The organism is Allomuricauda sp. CAU 1633, from assembly GCF_017313225.1.
In the GTDB taxonomy this organism is placed as follows: Bacteria; Bacteroidota; Bacteroidia; order Flavobacteriales; family Flavobacteriaceae; genus Flagellimonas.
Window position 1 is genome coordinate 109748 of sequence record NZ_JAFLNE010000008.1, and the last position, 16223, is coordinate 125970.

14 protein-coding genes and 1 rRNA gene are annotated in these 16223 nt (G+C 41.0%); 8 read left to right on the top strand and 7 right to left on the bottom strand.

The window, feature by feature from the left end:
* The first annotated feature begins 11 nt into the window (after positions 1–11).
* From J0X14_RS17105 to J0X14_RS17115, 3 genes are all read left to right on the top strand, one after another.
* The gene (locus tag J0X14_RS17105) at positions 12–2465 is read left to right on the top strand and encodes a M14 family metallopeptidase (protein ID WP_207099036.1); all 2454 of its coding nucleotides are present in this window, start codon (positions 12–14) and stop codon (positions 2463–2465) included.
* Positions 2466–2582: 117 nt separating this feature from the next.
* Positions 2583–3887, top strand: coding sequence for a carboxypeptidase-like regulatory domain-containing protein (locus tag J0X14_RS17110; protein WP_207099037.1), 1305 nt, complete (start codon positions 2583–2585; stop codon positions 3885–3887).
* A gap of 81 nt (positions 3888–3968) precedes the next feature.
* A complete protein-coding gene (locus J0X14_RS17115) occupies positions 3969–5021 on the top strand; it encodes an LD-carboxypeptidase (RefSeq protein ID WP_207099038.1) in 1053 nt (350 codons plus the stop codon).
* Between the two features lie 4 nt (positions 5022–5025).
* On the opposite strand, the gene rocD is transcribed toward J0X14_RS17115, so the two are convergent.
* Positions 5026–6270: an ornithine--oxo-acid transaminase gene (gene rocD / locus J0X14_RS17120; RefSeq protein WP_207099039.1), complete on the bottom strand. Its 1245-nt coding sequence runs from the start codon at positions 6268–6270 to the stop codon at positions 5026–5028.
* A 234-nt stretch (positions 6271–6504) separates the two neighbouring features.
* On the opposite strand from rocD, the gene rlmD reads away from it, so the two are divergent.
* Genes rlmD through J0X14_RS17140 form a run of 4 tightly spaced genes read left to right on the top strand, consistent with a single transcriptional unit; the run spans position 6505 to position 9543 of the window.
* Positions 6505–7917 carry a 23S rRNA (uracil(1939)-C(5))-methyltransferase RlmD gene (rlmD, locus tag J0X14_RS17125; RefSeq protein WP_207099040.1) on the top strand — a complete coding sequence of 471 codons (1413 nt, stop codon included), beginning with the start codon at positions 6505–6507 and terminating at the stop codon, positions 7915–7917.
* Positions 7918–7950: 33 nt separating this feature from the next.
* Positions 7951–8469, top strand: a complete 519-nt coding sequence (locus tag J0X14_RS17130; RefSeq protein WP_207099041.1) for a DUF6452 family protein — start codon at positions 7951–7953, stop codon at positions 8467–8469.
* The gene (locus tag J0X14_RS17135) at positions 8450–9205 is read left to right on the top strand and encodes a DUF6048 family protein (RefSeq protein ID WP_207099042.1); all 756 of its coding nucleotides are present in this window, start codon (positions 8450–8452) and stop codon (positions 9203–9205) included. Before J0X14_RS17130 ends, J0X14_RS17135 begins: the two co-directional genes overlap by 20 nt.
* Positions 9202–9543 carry a VOC family protein gene (locus tag J0X14_RS17140; RefSeq protein WP_207099043.1) on the top strand — a complete coding sequence of 114 codons (342 nt, stop codon included), beginning with the start codon at positions 9202–9204 and terminating at the stop codon, positions 9541–9543. Before J0X14_RS17135 ends, J0X14_RS17140 begins: the two co-directional genes overlap by 4 nt.
* Before the next feature lie 187 nt (positions 9544–9730).
* Here the strand turns inward: J0X14_RS17140 and J0X14_RS17145 are convergent, their stop codons facing one another.
* On the bottom strand, positions 9731–10891 hold the full coding sequence (locus J0X14_RS17145) for a class I SAM-dependent RNA methyltransferase (protein WP_207099044.1): 1161 nt from the start codon (positions 10889–10891) through the stop codon (positions 9731–9733).
* Between the two features lie 56 nt (positions 10892–10947).
* Between J0X14_RS17145 and J0X14_RS17150 the strand changes: the two genes are divergently transcribed.
* Positions 10948–11637 (top strand): ZIP family metal transporter, encoded by a 690-nt coding sequence (locus J0X14_RS17150; RefSeq protein ID WP_207099045.1) that lies wholly within the window; start codon positions 10948–10950, stop codon positions 11635–11637.
* On the opposite strand, the gene J0X14_RS17155 is transcribed toward J0X14_RS17150, so the two are convergent.
* The 5 genes from J0X14_RS17155 to rrf form a co-directional block, all read right to left on the bottom strand.
* Complete coding sequence (locus J0X14_RS17155; protein ID WP_207099046.1) at positions 11625–13184, bottom strand: ArnT family glycosyltransferase; 1560 nt, start codon at positions 13182–13184, stop codon at positions 11625–11627. The two genes, J0X14_RS17150 and J0X14_RS17155, sit on opposite strands and share 13 nt — an antisense overlap.
* A gap of 31 nt (positions 13185–13215) precedes the next feature.
* Complete coding sequence (locus tag J0X14_RS17160; protein ID WP_207099047.1) at positions 13216–13902, bottom strand: phosphatase PAP2 family protein; 687 nt, start codon at positions 13900–13902, stop codon at positions 13216–13218.
* Positions 13903–14050: 148 nt separating this feature from the next.
* Positions 14051–14686, bottom strand: a complete 636-nt coding sequence (gene trhA / locus J0X14_RS17165; RefSeq protein ID WP_317194462.1) for a PAQR family membrane homeostasis protein TrhA — start codon at positions 14684–14686, stop codon at positions 14051–14053.
* 8 nt (positions 14687–14694) lie between these two features.
* Positions 14695–16032, bottom strand: coding sequence for an amidohydrolase family protein (locus J0X14_RS17170; protein ID WP_207099049.1), 1338 nt, complete (start codon positions 16030–16032; stop codon positions 14695–14697).
* A 73-nt stretch (positions 16033–16105) separates the two neighbouring features.
* Positions 16106–16217, bottom strand: a 5S ribosomal RNA gene (gene rrf, locus J0X14_RS17175).
* Between the last annotated feature and the right edge of the window lie 6 nt (positions 16218–16223).

The following is a 16223-nucleotide window of genomic DNA, read 5'->3' on the forward strand; positions in this document are numbered from 1 at the left end:
TTACCTTGTTCATGACAAAATTTTTACTCCCGTTCATTGCAACTTTTACCTTTTTTGTATCCGTATCAGCACAATTAAAGTCTCCATCCGAGTTTTTGGGATATGAACTGGGCACTCAGTTTACACGCCATCATGAAGTAGTTGATTATTACGAATATCTGGCCAAAGAGGCTCCAAATAGGGTAAAATTGACCGTTTACGGAAAAACCAACGAGCGTAGACCCCTGCTTTTGGCCTATGTCTCTTCCGCTGAGAATATCTCCAATTTGGAAAGCATTCGTCAGGAACACTTAAAAGATACTGAAGAAGGTGGAAATACTTCCAAGGCCATTGTTTGGTTGAGCTACAATGTACATGGCAATGAAAGTGTGAGTACCGAGGCCTCCATGAAGACCATTTACGAACTTTTGACCTCCAAAAGTCAGTATTTGGAGAATACAGTCGTCATTATGGACCCTTGTATCAACCCAGATGGAAGAGATAGATATAGCAATTGGTACAATCAATATAAAAATACACCTTACCAAGTGGATTACAATAGTAAGGAACACCACGAAGGTTGGTGGAATGGGCGTAGTAACCACTATATGTTCGACCTAAACCGTGATTGGGCCTGGTTGACCCAAGTGGAGAGTCAACAACGTTTAAAGGTCTATAACGAGTGGCTGCCCCATGTGCATGTGGACTTTCATGAACAAGGCATGAACAACCCGTATTATTTTGCGCCTGCTGCGGAACCTTATCACGAAGTGATAACGGATTTCCAACGTGATTTTCAGGTGACTTTGGGTAAAAACCACGCCAAATATTTTGATGCCAATGGTTGGTTTTACTTCACCAAAGAGGTTTTTGACCTTTTTTATCCAAGCTACGGTGACACCTACCCAACCTACAATGGAGCGATTGGTATGACTTATGAACAAGGTGGTGGAGGCCAAGGTGGATTGGGCGTTATTACGGCGATTGGTGATACGCTTACCCTAAAGGACCGAATAGCCCATCACTTCACCACAGGAATGTCGACCGTAGAAGTTTCCTCCCAAAATGCATCGCTTTTGAACTCGGAATTCAAGAAATTCTATAAAAACCAGAATTTTAAATATAAAAGCTATGTGCTGAATGGGGACAAGGATAAAATTGACGCCCTAAAATCCCTTTTGGAAAAGCACAAAATAGAGTTTGGAAGTCCTTCTTCTGGGTCTGTTAAAGGATTTGATTACAACACGGGTAGTAGTGGGAGTATGCCCATTACCAATAACAGTTTAGTGGTTTCCACAAATCAGACCAAAGGGACTTTGGTAAAAGTGTTGTTTGAACCCAATGCCAAATTAAGTGATTCGCTTACTTATGATATTACCGCCTGGTCGCTCCCATATGCTTATGGATTGGATGCCATTGCTTCCACGTCTTTGGTTGCTTCCAATGAAGGAACCACTGAATCGGCAGTTAGTCCCAGCATTGCTCCTGATAGTTATGCCTATATCACAGATTGGAACAGCCTAAAGGATGCAAAATTTCTTGCGGAATTGCTCAAGGCCGGAATCCGGGTTCGAAAAGCAGACCATCCTTTTTCCATTGAAGGGCAATCCTTTGAAAGAGGTTCCTTGATCATTACCAAAGGGGACAACCAATACAAAGAAGATTTTCTGAAAATACTTCAAACCACGTCTGGCAAGTATGGAAAAAGCATAACCAGTTCCAAAACAGGCTTTGTGGATTCGGGTAAGGACTTTGGTTCTTCCTCCATTAAAATGATCAACAAGCCAAAAATTGCCATGCTATCTGGAGGGCCAACCTCCACCCTGCGCTTTGGTGAAATCTGGCACTTTTTTGAACAACAATTGTACTATCCCCTAACCGTGATTGACGATGCATACGCCGATCAAGTGGATTTGGACGACTACAACATCTTGATTCTTCCCGGAGGGCGATATGGTGACCATTTCAATGAAAAGCAACTCCAAAAATTACAACAATGGGTCAAAAAAGGTGGAAAGATTATTGCCATGGGCGGAGCCATTGATGCCCTTGATGGGGAAAACGGATTCGGAATTCAGAAAAAGGAAATGGAAAATGATTCTTCGACCAATATGCCAAGTCCACATAAAAACTCAGAAAGAGAACGAATCAAAGATGCAATCACCGGCGCAATTTTTAAGACCAAAGTAGATAACACCCATCCGTTGGCATATGGGTATGGTAAAGACTATTTCACTCTAAAACTGGGCAATGCCAGCTACAACTATCTAGATGGCGGCAATGCGGTATATCTGGAAAAAAACGCAAAACCATTTTCAGGATTTGCCGGAAGTGAAGCCCAGAAAAAAGTAATGGAATCCCTTGTTTTTGGTGTAGAGAATGTTGGCTCCGGACAGGTTGTTTATATGGTGGACAATCCTTTGTTCCGTGGTTTTTGGGAAAATGGGAAACTGTTTTTTGCCAATGCTCTATTCATGGTGGATTAAACATGTTTTTTATTGATTTTAAACTGTTTAAGACTAAAACTTTAAGAAAATCAAACAGATTCCAATGTCCAAAATTTTGTATCTTTAATAACATCTTTAGGTACAAAAAATATGGATATGCGCTTAATAACCCGTTTTTTCCAAAAAATAGCATTCGTTTTTTTGATGTTGGTCGGTGTTTTGCTTTGTCCGACTCAATCTTGGGCTTTTCAGGAAGGTCAGGACGACAATGATTTTAATCAATATCGGGGTGAAGTGGTCGATGAATCCACCAATAAGCCTTTGGTTTTTGCCACAATCTCTGTTGAGGGCACTAATATTAGCACCATAACCAATACAGAAGGTAATTTTTTATTGAAGGTTCCCAAAGAAATTACAGATGGGAATGTCATTGTATCCTTCTTGGGATACCGAACCAAGACCATTCCTTTGCTTCAATTTCAACCGGAAGGCAACACCATCGGTCTGCTGGTATCGGTTACACAGCTTTCCGAAATCAATATTAACGCTCCCAAGGATGCCACAGCTCTTGTTAAGGAAACCCTAGCCCGGAAAGGTGATAATTATTTTGACGATCACACCTTAATGACTGCGTTTTATAGAGAGACCATCAAAAAGCGAAGAAGAAATGTATCCCTATCCGAAGCCGTGGTAAGTATCTACAAGACACCTTACAATTCCACTAGAAATGATGCCGTTGAGCTCTACAAGGCTCGAAAAAGTACAGACTACAGCAAGTTGGATACAGTTGCCCTAAAACTGCAGGGCGGTCCCTTCAACACCCTTTATGTGGATATCATGAAATACCCAGAATACATTTTTGCCGAAGGCTCCGTTGACAACTACAAGTTTTCATTTGACCGTTCCACGCGAATCAATAATCGTTTGATCTATGTCATTAAATTCAACCAATTGGAAACCATTTTGGAGCCATTGTACGGAGGTGAACTGTTTATTGATGTGGAAAACAAAACCTTGACCAGTGCCATTTATAACCTTAATATCACCGACAAGGATATGGCCGCTCGACTTTTTGTGCGTAGAAAACCATCTGGAGTGGATGTTTGGCCTACCCAAGTGGCTTATCGAGTTGATTATCGCGAAAAAGGCGGTAAATGGTATTATGGTTACAGCAGCGTAATGATGGAGTTTAAAGTGGATTGGGCGGATAAACTGTTCAATTCGCTGTATAGCATGACTGCCGAGATGGCCGTGACTGATTGGGAAAAGAATGAGACCGGTCAACTTCCAAGAAATCGGGAAAGGGTAAAAAAATCAATAATTTTGAGTGATGAGGCCATTGGTTTCTCCGACCCTGATTTTTGGGGCGAGTACAATATTATTGAACCCGAGAAGTCCATTGAGTCAGCAATTCGTAAAATTCAAAGGCAATTGCGACGTTCTCAGCGCAATAGCAAATAATAACAGGCAGGCAATTCATTATTTTTTTGCATTTTTACCGTGGAAATTTATCCTTGGTTATACGAATGCAAGCTCGATTCCATGTCTAAAAGAAGAATCTTTTTAAAATCCCTGACTGCATTGGGGGCTACAACTTTATTCCCCAAAACCGGGTGGAGCAATGTTCCACTTGAATCACAACAGTCCAGAATCAAGCCAAAAAAACTTAAAAAGGGCGGTACCATTGGGTTGGTTGCCCCAGGATATTCCATAGATTCAGAAAAATTCTACATTGTTGTGGAAACTTTGGGGAAAATGGGATTCAAGACCCACCATACCCCTCGTGTTTTAGACTATGAGGGATATTTTAGCAATACCGATGAGGAGCGGGCCAAAGATTTGATGGAAATGTTCACCAATCCAAATGTAGATGCCATTCTTTGTGCCCGTGGCGGTTATGGGTGCACAAGAATCCTTGATTTGCTGGATTATGAACTTATCAAACAAAATCCTAAGCCACTAATTGGTTTTAGTGATATTACGGCATTGATCAATACCATTTATAAGGAAACCGGATTGGTTGGTTTTCACGGGCCAGTGGGCATCACACTGGATGATGAATACAGCCAAACCTATTTTAAGCGTATTGTAATGGAAGGCCCGGAAATCCTACCCATGAAAAATGTGATTTTATCGGACCCTGAGGACTATATGAATAGTGAATACCATAGGTATACCATTTACGGTGGCACCGGTGAGGGCGAACTCGTAGGGGGCAATCTTTCTCTAGTGACTGCTATGATGGGCACTCCTTACGAAATTGACTTTACGGATAAATTGGTCTTTTTGGAAGAGGTGGAAGAAGCCCCTTATCGAATAGACCGTATGCTCACACAATTTGCGGGAAGTGCTACATTACCCAAAGCCAAAGGAATAATACTCGGAGTGTTTAAGGGTTGCGATAGACTAAAAACAAGCGATAACTTTACATTAAAAGAAGTAATTATGGACCGGTTAGCCCCCTTGGGCATTCCAGCAATGTACGGAATGAGCTTTGGGCATGTACCCCATAACCTTACCATTCCCATTGGCATAAACGCCCATTTTGATGCCCATAAAAAACGGCTTCGTTTGTTAGAAGCCGCTGTTTCTTAGAAACTTATTGGTTGAAATTCCGAAGTGTCTTGATGATAATCGATACACAATCCAGCAACTGCTCATGGTTCATTACCAAAGGTGGTGCAAACCGAATGATATTGCCATGGGTCGGTTTGGCCAAAAGTCCATTTTCCTTTAATGCCATGCAAATGTCCCATGCCGTAGAACTATCTTCCGAATCGTTAATAACGATAGCATTGAGTAATCCTTTTCCACGCACCTTGACCACCAAATCGCAGGTGGGAATAAATTTATTGAGTTCATCCCTGAAAACCTTCCCCAATTCTTCAGCATTCTCGGCCAACTCCTCCTCTTTAATCACCTCAAGAGCCGCCATACCTACAGCGGCAGCAATAGGGTTGCCGCCAAAAGTACTTCCGTGACTGCCTGGTGTTATCACTTCCATAATTTCATCATTGGCCAAAACAGCCGAAACTGGATAGGCACCTCCTGAAAGAGCTTTGCCCAAAATCAATATATCGGGGGTTACTTCTTCATGGTCTACAGCCAGCATTTTTCCAGTTCTACCAATTCCCGTCTGAACCTCATCAGCAATAAAAAGTACATTATATTGCTCACAAAGTGCTTTTGCCTTTTTCAGATAGCCTTCTGAAGGAACATAAACTCCAGCTTCCCCTTGAATGGGTTCCACCAAGAATCCAGCCGCATGTGGATTGCTTTCCAATGCACTTTCCAAAGCCATCAAATTATCGTACTCTATTTTAATAAAACCCTGGGTGTACGGACCATAATCCACTCTTGCCACGGGATCATTTGAAAAAGAAATAATAGTTGTCGTCCGTCCATGAAAATTGTTCTCACACACAATAATCTGTGCTTGGTTTTCTGGAATTCCTTTCTTTTGGTAGGCCCATCGTCTACAAATCTTCAATGCGGTCTCCACCGCTTCCGCCCCAGTATTCATGGGCAAAAGCTTATCGAACCCAAAAGTGGAAGTGGCATACTCTTCAAACCTACCCAACATATCGTTGTAAAATGCTCTTGAAGTCAGGGTTAAGGTCTTGGCCTGATCTAGCATCGCCCCAACAATCTTGGGGTGGCAATGTCCTTGGTTCACGGCAGAATAGGCCGATAAAAAATCGTAGTACCTTTTGCCTTCAACATCCCATACGTAAACCCCTTCTCCCCGACTCAAAACCACGGGAAGTGGATGGTAGTTATGGGCTCCATACTTGTTTTCTAAATCAATCGCTTGCTGCGATGTCAAATGCTCTAAAACAGCCATTTTAAATAGTTTTAAATCAATAAAATAACCATTCCTACAATACCTTTATTCTTTCGAAGACTCGAAAAAGCAGCGTGGGAGAGAAATCATCCCTAGAAGTGCCCGCAAATTACAAATTATTGCTTAAAACAACATCTTCCCGAAGTTTATTCCAAAATTTAAAAGTATCAAAGTTTAGGGGCAATTTAAGAAGCAGCCCGATGCCAAATACCAAAAAGAACTTACTTTTGCCCCATGCGGAAAAAGAACAGGAGACAGACTTTTGAACAGGTAGAGGTCATTGATGCCGGAGCCAAGGGAAAATCGGTTGGCAAAGCTCCAGACGGAAGGGTAATTTTTCTATCCAATGCGGTGCCCGGTGATGTAGTGGATGTGATGACAACCAAAAAAAGAAAAGCCTATTTTGAGGGGATGGCCACCCATTTTCACAGCCTTTCCCCAAAAAGAACGGAACCCCAGTGTGAGCATTTTGGGGTCTGTGGCGGGTGTAAATGGCAGAACATGGCTTATGAACACCAATTGTCTTTTAAACAACGTGAGGTTGAGAACAACCTAAAGCGTATTGGACATCTTGAATTGCCCGAAACATCTCCTATTTTAGGTTCAAAAGAGCAGTATTTCTACCGAAATAAAATGGAATTTTCCTTTTCCAACAGCCGATGGCTCACTCAAGCGGAAATTAATTCTGAAACGGATATCAATGATAGAAATGCTCTAGGATTTCATATTCCCGGTATGTGGGACAAGATTTTGGATATCAAAAAATGTCATCTACAGCAAGACCCCTCCAATGCCATCCGTTTAAAAACAAAAAACTTTGCCCAGCAAAATGGACTGTCCTTTTTTAATCCCAGAAAACAAGAGGGGCTTTTACGGACTTTAATGATTAGAACTGCTTCAACTGGAGAAATCATGGTTTTGGTTCAATTCTATGAAGACAATTTGGAGCAACGGGAACTTTTATTGAGCCACCTTAAAGAAAACTTCCCGGGAATCACGGCTTTGCTCTATGTCATTAATTCCAAACAAAATGACACCATTTACGATCAGGAGGTGGTCTGCTATTCAGGGCGCGACCATATTGTAGAAGAAATGGAAGGGTTACAATTTAAAATCAATGCCAAATCATTCTACCAGACCAATTCTAAGCAAGCCTACGAATTATATAAAGTGACACGGGATTTTGCGAATCTCTCAGGAAACGAAGTGGTATACGACTTATATACGGGAACAGGCACGATTGCCCAATTTGTGGCCAAAAAAGCCAAAAAAGTAATCGGTGTGGAATCGGTACCGGAAGCCATTGAAGATGCCAAGGCCAATGCAAAGCACAACAACATAACCAATGCCGAGTTCTATGTGGGCGATATGAAAAACGTCTTTAACCAATCATTTGTTGCCCTGCATGGTAAACCGGACATCATTATTACCGACCCACCCAGGGATGGCATGCACAAAGATGTAGTGGAACAACTTTTACAAGTGTCCCCAGAAAAAATTGTATATGTAAGTTGCAATAGTGCCACACAGGCCCGAGACCTTGCCCTGATGAAAGAAATGTACAAGGTGGCCAAGGTACAGCCCGTGGATATGTTTCCACAGACCCACCACGTTGAAAATGTTGTACTTTTGGAAAAACGGGTATAATTTTTGATTTAGAAAAACCTGCATACTACTGGAATGAAAAAAATTCTCCCCATCTTACTTATCGCCGCATTACTTGTCCAAATTTCATCCTGTGAGAAAGATGATATATGCGTGGGCGGTGATACCCCGCTATTGGTCATTGGCTTTTTTGATATTGAAGATACCATCACAGCCAAAAGAGTACCTTCCTTACGCATAAGAAGCTTGGATAATGACAGTGTTTGGGAAAATGAAACGTTTAGTGATCGGGCCAATTCTCCAGATTCTTTGTTTGTTCCTTTGCGAATAAATGCGACAAATACCTCTTACGAATTCATTATTGATTCGGCGGATGATGAAGAAACTGAAATGGAAACAGGTGATATCGACCCACTAACCATATCTTACACAACAAGAGAAGCATTTGCTTCAAGGGCTTGTGGTTTTGTAATGAATTATGATGGTTTATCCATAACATTGCACGAAAGTGAAAATAACTGGATTCAAGACATCCGCATTGTGCAACCAACTGTAGAAAATTCCAACAGCATCCATGTCAAAATATTTCATTAGTCTTTTAATCGCATCCCTTCCTTTGTTGGTAACGGGACAAAGTAAGCCTATAGATCTTCAACAAAAGGATACGGTTGAATATAAAGATGAATTTGGACTACGTGTTGGTGCCGATTTAAGCAGATTAACGTTTTCCTTTATTGATGAGGACTATACAGGAATTGAGCTTGTGGGCGACTACCGACTCACCCAAAAATTGTATTTGGCTGCTGAAGTAGGTAACGAAACAAAACTCCAAGACGAGACCCTAGGACACACCGTGCTGTATGAGTATGAAACTTCGGGCAGTTACATTAAAGCTGGTGTGGAGATTAACACCTATGAGAATTGGTTTGGGATGAACAACGCCATCACCATTGGCGGGCGGTACGCCTTCGCCAGTTTTAACCAAACCCTGAACGACTACACCATTTTTGAAAGTGAAAACTTTTTCAACCAAGAGTTTTTGCCGGGCTCAGACCCCAATGTGGAGTTCAGTGGACTCAGTGCCTCATGGCTTGAATTTGTGATGGGCATAAAAGCCGAACTTTTTGCCAATATTTATATTGGCATGAGTGCACGATTAGGTTTTTTGATCACTAACTCAGAGAATGAGCGTTTTCCCAACCTTTGGATTCCCGGTTTTAACAAAGTGACCGATGGAAGTAATTTTGGAGTGGGCTACAACTATACCCTTACCTACTTTATTCCACTATATAAAAAGTCGAAAAAGAAAAAGGAAACCGACCTAGAATGAAAAATACGTTGATCAACTATGTGGAGTTTAAGGCCACGGACCTTGAAAAAATAAAAGTGTTCTATACCAAAGCCTTTGGTTGGACTTTTACCGATTACGGACCAGATTATACCGCTTTCTCAGAAAGTGGGCTTGAGGGCGGCTTTGAAAAAACCGAGGCAGGCATTGTCAATGGAGCTCTTATTGTACTGTATCACGAAAATCTGGAAGACATCCAACAAAAAGTTGAACAGGCAGGTGGAATTATGGTCAAACCCATTTTTTCCTTTCCAGGTGGACGTAGATTTCATTTTAAAGATCCATCTGGTAACGAGTTGGCCATTTGGTCCGATAAATAAGAATACATACAAAATAAAAAAGAGCCTGCAATGCAGGCTCTTTTCGTCAGTAATTAATTTGAGTTAGTTAGCAATCTAAATTCTCTTGAGTTAGTTAGCTTGTCTCTTCGAGAGTTCAAATGTAAACATTTTGGTAAACTTAAGTAAATTTTAAATTAACATTGTATTTCTTTAAGAACAGTATGCGTCAGTTGTCCTTAAATCTTGACTTCTTAGTACCTTCATACATTTCATAATGTACCAATCTGGCTTCCAGTTTTCCATTAAAGGCCTTTATTTTTTGAGAGGTTTTAAGCCCAACATACTTTAAGGCCTCCATGTTTGAGGTAATCAACCATGCATCTGTTCCCGGATAGTTTTGCTTTAGGGTATCCCCTATTTTGGTATAAAACTCCTCCATTTCAATGGGCAGTCGCTCCCCATACGGTGGATTGAACACCATGTGCAGTTTTCCGTCAACGGGCTTTTCTGTCCTAAAAAAATCTTTCCGTTCTATAGAAATGTATTCGGATAGATTGGCATTATCAACATTTTCCTGTGATTTCCGCACAGCGGATGGAGCTTTATCATACCCTATGATCTTATGATGAAATTCCCTGGTCTTGTTTAAACTGGCACTCACAATTTTTTTATAGAGTTCCCCATCATAGTCGGTCCAGTGCATAAAAGCATAGGACTCCCTATTGATGTTTGCCGGGATATTACAAGCTATCATTCCCGCTTCAATCAAAAAAGTGCCACTACCGCACATGGGGTCGAAAAAGTCCATCTGTCCATCCCAACCACTGTGTAAAAGTAGGCCAGCAGCCAAAACTTCATTGATGGGAGCGATATTGGTCAAAATTCGATATCCCCGTTGGTGAAGGGAACTCCCCGAGCTGTCCAATGAAACGGTACATTGATTTTTATAAATATGGACGTTGATGCGCACATCGGCATCTTGGGAATCTACATTGGGGCGCTGCCGAACCACAGCCCGAAACTTGTCCACAATAGCATCTTTGGTCTTCAGGGACACAAACATGGAATTGTTAAAAACCTCTGAACTCATGGTACTGTCAATGGCAAAGGTCTTATCTTGATGAAATAGATTTGGCCAATCTAAATTATAGACATTTTTGTAGAGGTCCTTTTCGTTAAACACCCTGAATGTAGCTATAGGCTTCAACACTTTGAGTGCCGTTCGCAAACAAAGATTGGCTTTATAGAGAAATCCAGTATCCCCCTCAAAAGTTACATTTCTAACCCCTTCCTCTACATGGCCTGCACCTAAGTTTCGTAATTCTTTGGCCAAAAGCGGTTCAAATCCATAAAGGGTCTTGGCCAACATTTTAAAGTTCCCTGCCATCTTTTCTTCAAATCTTTCCGCAAAAATAGGCTATTTTTACCCCTTCAACCCAGCCTATGGATTTTCCTTATTTAATTGTATTCCTAATTCCCATTGTGGCTGTTTGGGTCGGTTTTTTCTTTGTTTGGGTGGTAAAACCCAAGAACACCAGTAACATAAAATTGTTATTGGCCTTTAGTGGTGCATTTTTGCTGGCCTTGACTTTTTTTGAATTGCTCCCCGAAGTCTATGAACACCACGACCCCAAAACCATTGCCTTGTTAATTTTGGCAGGAATCTTACTTCAAGTTTTCTTGGAGTTCTTTTCTAAAGGTGCGGAGCATGGTCACATGCATTTTGATTTGGAAGAGAAAAAATTTCCTTTTTTGCTTTTCTTGAGCCTTTGTATTCACGCTTTGGTGGAAGGAGTTCCCATTCATGGCAACGACCCTATTTTATATGGCATTATCATTCATAAAATTCCCGTTGCCATCATTCTGAGCATTTTTTTGATCAATTCTAAAATGAAATTTAGATGGGCTTTGTTCTTTATGACGGTTTTCTCCTTAATGACCCCTCTGGGCAGTTATGCCGCAACCAATTCTGAATGGGTGGACGATTATGGGCATCTTTTAACCTCTTTGGCCATAGGGGTATTCCTCCATATTTCAACCATCATCCTTTTTGAAAGCTCCCAAGGACATGCTTTTAATTTGAGGAAGCTCTTGGTAATCATTCTTGGGATTGGGATTGCTTATTTGATATAGATTCTAGTAGTGTGATTCTCGAATAATGCCTTTTGCTCTAGAATAAGCTGAAACCTCTCCAGTTGTTTCAAATCTTCTTTACTCCGAGTGTTGGTAATGATATAGGTATCGGGATTATCTTCCAAATAGATATTGATGTCCTCCATCGAATCAAAAACAGTAAAAGTGCGCTGAAAATTGATGGGAAAGGCACTATCAAAGCGTTTAAAAGCAACTATATCGGATTCCTTAGGTATTTTTTGAAGCGCCATGGACACGGGACTTTGTTGCGTTAAAATGGGGTAAATAATCCTGAAGAGACAGAGCCCTGTCAAAATCCAACCATTAGCTATTCCCAAAAATGCTTTTTTAAAATCATCCTTTCTGTAAAAATGTAATCCAAAAATTGCGGCGAAGGTGGTCAATAGCAACATAAAGCTCACATTCCGAACCTCTAGAAACTGCTCTTCAACCCCCAAAACAATAAAGCCGCCTATAGGCAAAGCTATGCCGATAATCAACAGAAAAACCAAGCTCCATAACAAAGTTTTGGATTTTATCCCCACATACATCTGGTATAAATAGAAAGCTATCAAAATGGCGACAAAGGGGTAGCATGGCATGGGGTAATTGGGAAGTTTGGTGCTGGAAATACTAAAAAACAGAATGGTAATGATTGAAACCAAAAACGAAAACAGCATAAAATCATTTTCCTTTCTAGCTTTCCATGCCTTTTGAAACCCTTGAATAATAAAAACAGAAAAAGGAAGCAGACCAAGAAGCACATACATTGGGGTAATGATAAAAAGCCCTCCGTGGCCTTCCTTTTCAGAACCAAATCTTGACAGATTATGATCCAAAAAGAACCCTTTGGTCCATTCGCCACCAGTCTCTACATGAACTTGATAATACCAGGGAACAGTTACTAAAAGCATCAATATTAAACCCAAAAAAGGTTTAATCCCCAAAATGGATTTAATCTTAAAATCTTTTTTAGACCATAAGAAAACAGGAATTACTAAGGCAGGCAATGCTATTGCTATGGGTCCCTTGGTTAACATCCCCAAGGCCATTCCGCCATAAAAAGGGAGCAACCATACATTTTTTTTGGTCTTAAAGTGATTAAAAAATGAAAATAGGGACAGGGAATTGAAAAAAATAAGATAGGGATCGGGAACCGCCAGATGAAATTCCTGTACAAAAAATAAGGATGACCATAAAATTGTGACCGTAATTAAAGCTAAAACTGGATTTTGCCATTTTTTTACACTTAAATAGGTGATGAGTAGCGTCAATGCGCCAAAAACACCGGAAAAAAATCGAGCGCCAAAGGAGTTCACCCCAAACAGTTTATAGCCTAGAATCATAAAAAAGTAATGCAAAGGGGGTTTGTCTGTCCGAAGTTGGCCATTAAAATAAGGAACAATATAATTGCCCGAAACCAACATTTCCCGGGCTGCTTCAGAATTTCTGGCTTCGTCCAAAATATAGATGGGGTACATCCCAATAAAAGAAGTACAGATGACCAGCGAAATACCAAAAACAACCAGTGCGTCGTATTTTTTCAATACATCCATATGGTATTATCCTTGTGACAAATTAGCCATTAAAAAACTGTCTGAACGCATTTTGGGTATTCTGTTGGATTCGCTGTACATTAATTTGAATCTGTTTGCCGTGCCATCTTTTAGGAAATCGGCGAACAATCAAGTAGGCTGCTACTGACGAAAAAGCACCAAAAAGAATTCCAAAATACACATCAACAAAAAAATGTTGCACCAAATAAATACGGGATAGACCTACCAGCAATCCGAGGACCATAAGAATCCAACTGGCGGTTTTATTTCGTGATAGCAAGGCAAAAAAAGAAACCAAATAAAAAATAGTGGCCGTATGGCCTGATGGAAATGAATTGACATATCGGATTTTCACTCCATCTACCAAATGTACCAAGTTGCCCAATCCAGAGCGATAAAAATAGAGGTACGGTCTTAATTCTCCGCGGTACAGTCCTTTTTTAAAGAGCAGCACCAAAACTACCTGAAAAGCAAAGGCCAAAAGGAATACGGCCAACCATTTAAACCGGAACCGCAGGACCAATAGAACAGCTAAAGCAACGGTAAGCGCATTTCCCAACGAACTGGCCCTAATGAAAAAGGCATCCCAAAAAGGGGTTCTTAAGCTGTTAATCGCCAGAAGAATCTCTCCTTTAGGGTAGAACGTAAGCGGGAAAAGAAGAGCTAAAATTAGAAAGAACGGTAGCAATCTTTGAAGTACAATGCGCATGCCTGGAGGTTTGTACCCAAAGTTATTTCAAGAAAAAAGGCAAGAGGTTAAGAAGCGATTATGGGTTCTTTATAAATTCTTTTACTGGATGTAAATAAATTTTTACCATCACTTTTCCGAAAAGTTGAATTAACTTTTACTTGAAGTTTTATTCCAAAATACTCCTGTAAATCAATACCCAGTGGCTCATAGCCCCTCCCAGCACAAAGAAATGCCATATCAAATGGTTAAATGGGATTCTTTTGACAGCATAAAAAATTATACCCAAGGTATAAAATGCACCTCCTAAGGAGAGATATAATAACCCTGTGGCTGAAAGGTTCTGAACCAAATACGATAAGTCAATTACAATGACCCACCCCATCACTCCATAAAGCACAAGGGAAAAGACCTCGAATTTACCCGTAAAAAACAACTTAAGAATGGTCCCGAACAAAGCAATTCCCCAAACCAAATAAAACAACAGCCATCCTTTGGAAGGAAGAAGTACCGTAAGACAAACAGGGGTATACGTTCCAGCAATTAAATAGTAGATGCTAATGTGATCCCAAATACGTAGTTTCTTTTTCAGTTTTGGGTTCTGAACCGAATGATATAGGGTTGAAGCCGTGAACAAATGAGCCAAGGACAAACAATAGACCAAAACACTACCAAACAAATAAGGTATCCCGGTCAAATCCCTCTGAAATAGAACCAAAGTACCTATAATGGCTAGTACTATTCCAAAACCATGGGAATAGGCATTCCACCTTTCTTCCAGTAAAACAGGGTCAGATTTAGGCACCAAGAAACTTATTTATAGCGTTTGCCGTGTTTAACGACCAAATCCACATCTTGAAGTAGATCAATATATCGCAATACATCCCCTTTCACCGCTATAATATCGGCATACTTGCCCGGGGTAACCGTACCCACATCCTCTGCAACTCCCATCCAAAGGGCAGGCCAATAGGTGGCCGAACGAATAGCATACATGGGGTCTATACCAAATTCATTTACCCAAACATCCAACTCATTCCATGTGGATTGGCTGTGAAATTTCATCGGGATTCCACTATCGGTTCCAATCAACAAGACCACTCCAGCATCCAATAGCTGTTGCACTTTGGTCTGTAAGGTTGGCCTTCTGGAAGGTGTCAATTGAAAATAAGGAAGCCTATCCGGATGTTTAAAGCTGTTTTTGATGTCGGTGATTACAGTATCCGGTAATCCCAAATGCCATAAATCATTATCCAAGATTTCTTGGTTATCCCTCAAATATTCGTAATTATAAAGCCCTTCTACAGTAGGACACCAAAATAGGGGTCCTTTATTCATTTGGGCGGTTCGCTCCTCAATCAGTTTGATAACGTCATCAGGATAACGTGGAGCTGATGATAATCCTGTATGCTCAAAACAGTCTACTCCCACATCTAAGCCTCTTCTGATTTCTTCTGGTCGATGTCCATGGGCGACAACTTTTAGATTATTCTTATGAGCTTCATCAACAACAGCACTGAGTTCTTCCATGGTCATTTGGTCATGATCAATAAGTTTGATGACATCCACACCAGCACTAGCCAATTTTCTGATTTTTTTACGACCATCCTCGGCACCTTTCACTCCCCACCTGAAATCTTCAGTTCCTGGATATGGCTCATGTTGAATAAATGGTCCAGAAACATACAAAGTGGCTCCAGGTATTTCGCCAGAATTGATAGCATCCCTCACAGCAATGCTTTCTTCAAGTGGAGCACCCAAATCTCTCGCACTTGTAACCCCTGCAAGTAATAATTGATGGGCCGAAGCAGGCATGATTACATCTTTGAGCAAAGGGGGATAGGTTTTGTCCCAATAACCATAGTCAGCATGCCCATTGATCATAGTGTGCACATGCATATCCCAAAGACCAGGCAATACGCTCATCCCTTCGGTGGAAATAACTTCGGCATTCTCAGGAACGGCAAGGGTTTCAACGGTTCCTACAGCCTTGATTCGTTCACCTTCAATAAGGATAACACTATTTTTAATGGGGTCAGAGCCGTATCCGTCAATTAAAGTGCCTCCTACCAAAGCCTTCAATTGGCCTTCTTGGGAAAATAATATGAAAGAAAGGAGTAAGAAGCAGGAGGTCAATCGGAGTTTTTGCATGGTCGGTTTTGTTTTTGATTAAAGATAATGCATAAAAACAAAAAAGCCCTTCACAAAAAGTGAAGGGCCTCAAGGAAGGCGGCTACCTACTCTCCCACCTGGTGTGGCAGTACCATCGGCGCAAACGGGCTTAACTTCCCTGTTCGGAATGGAAAGGGGTGGGCCCCGTCGCCATGGCCACCTAGATCTTC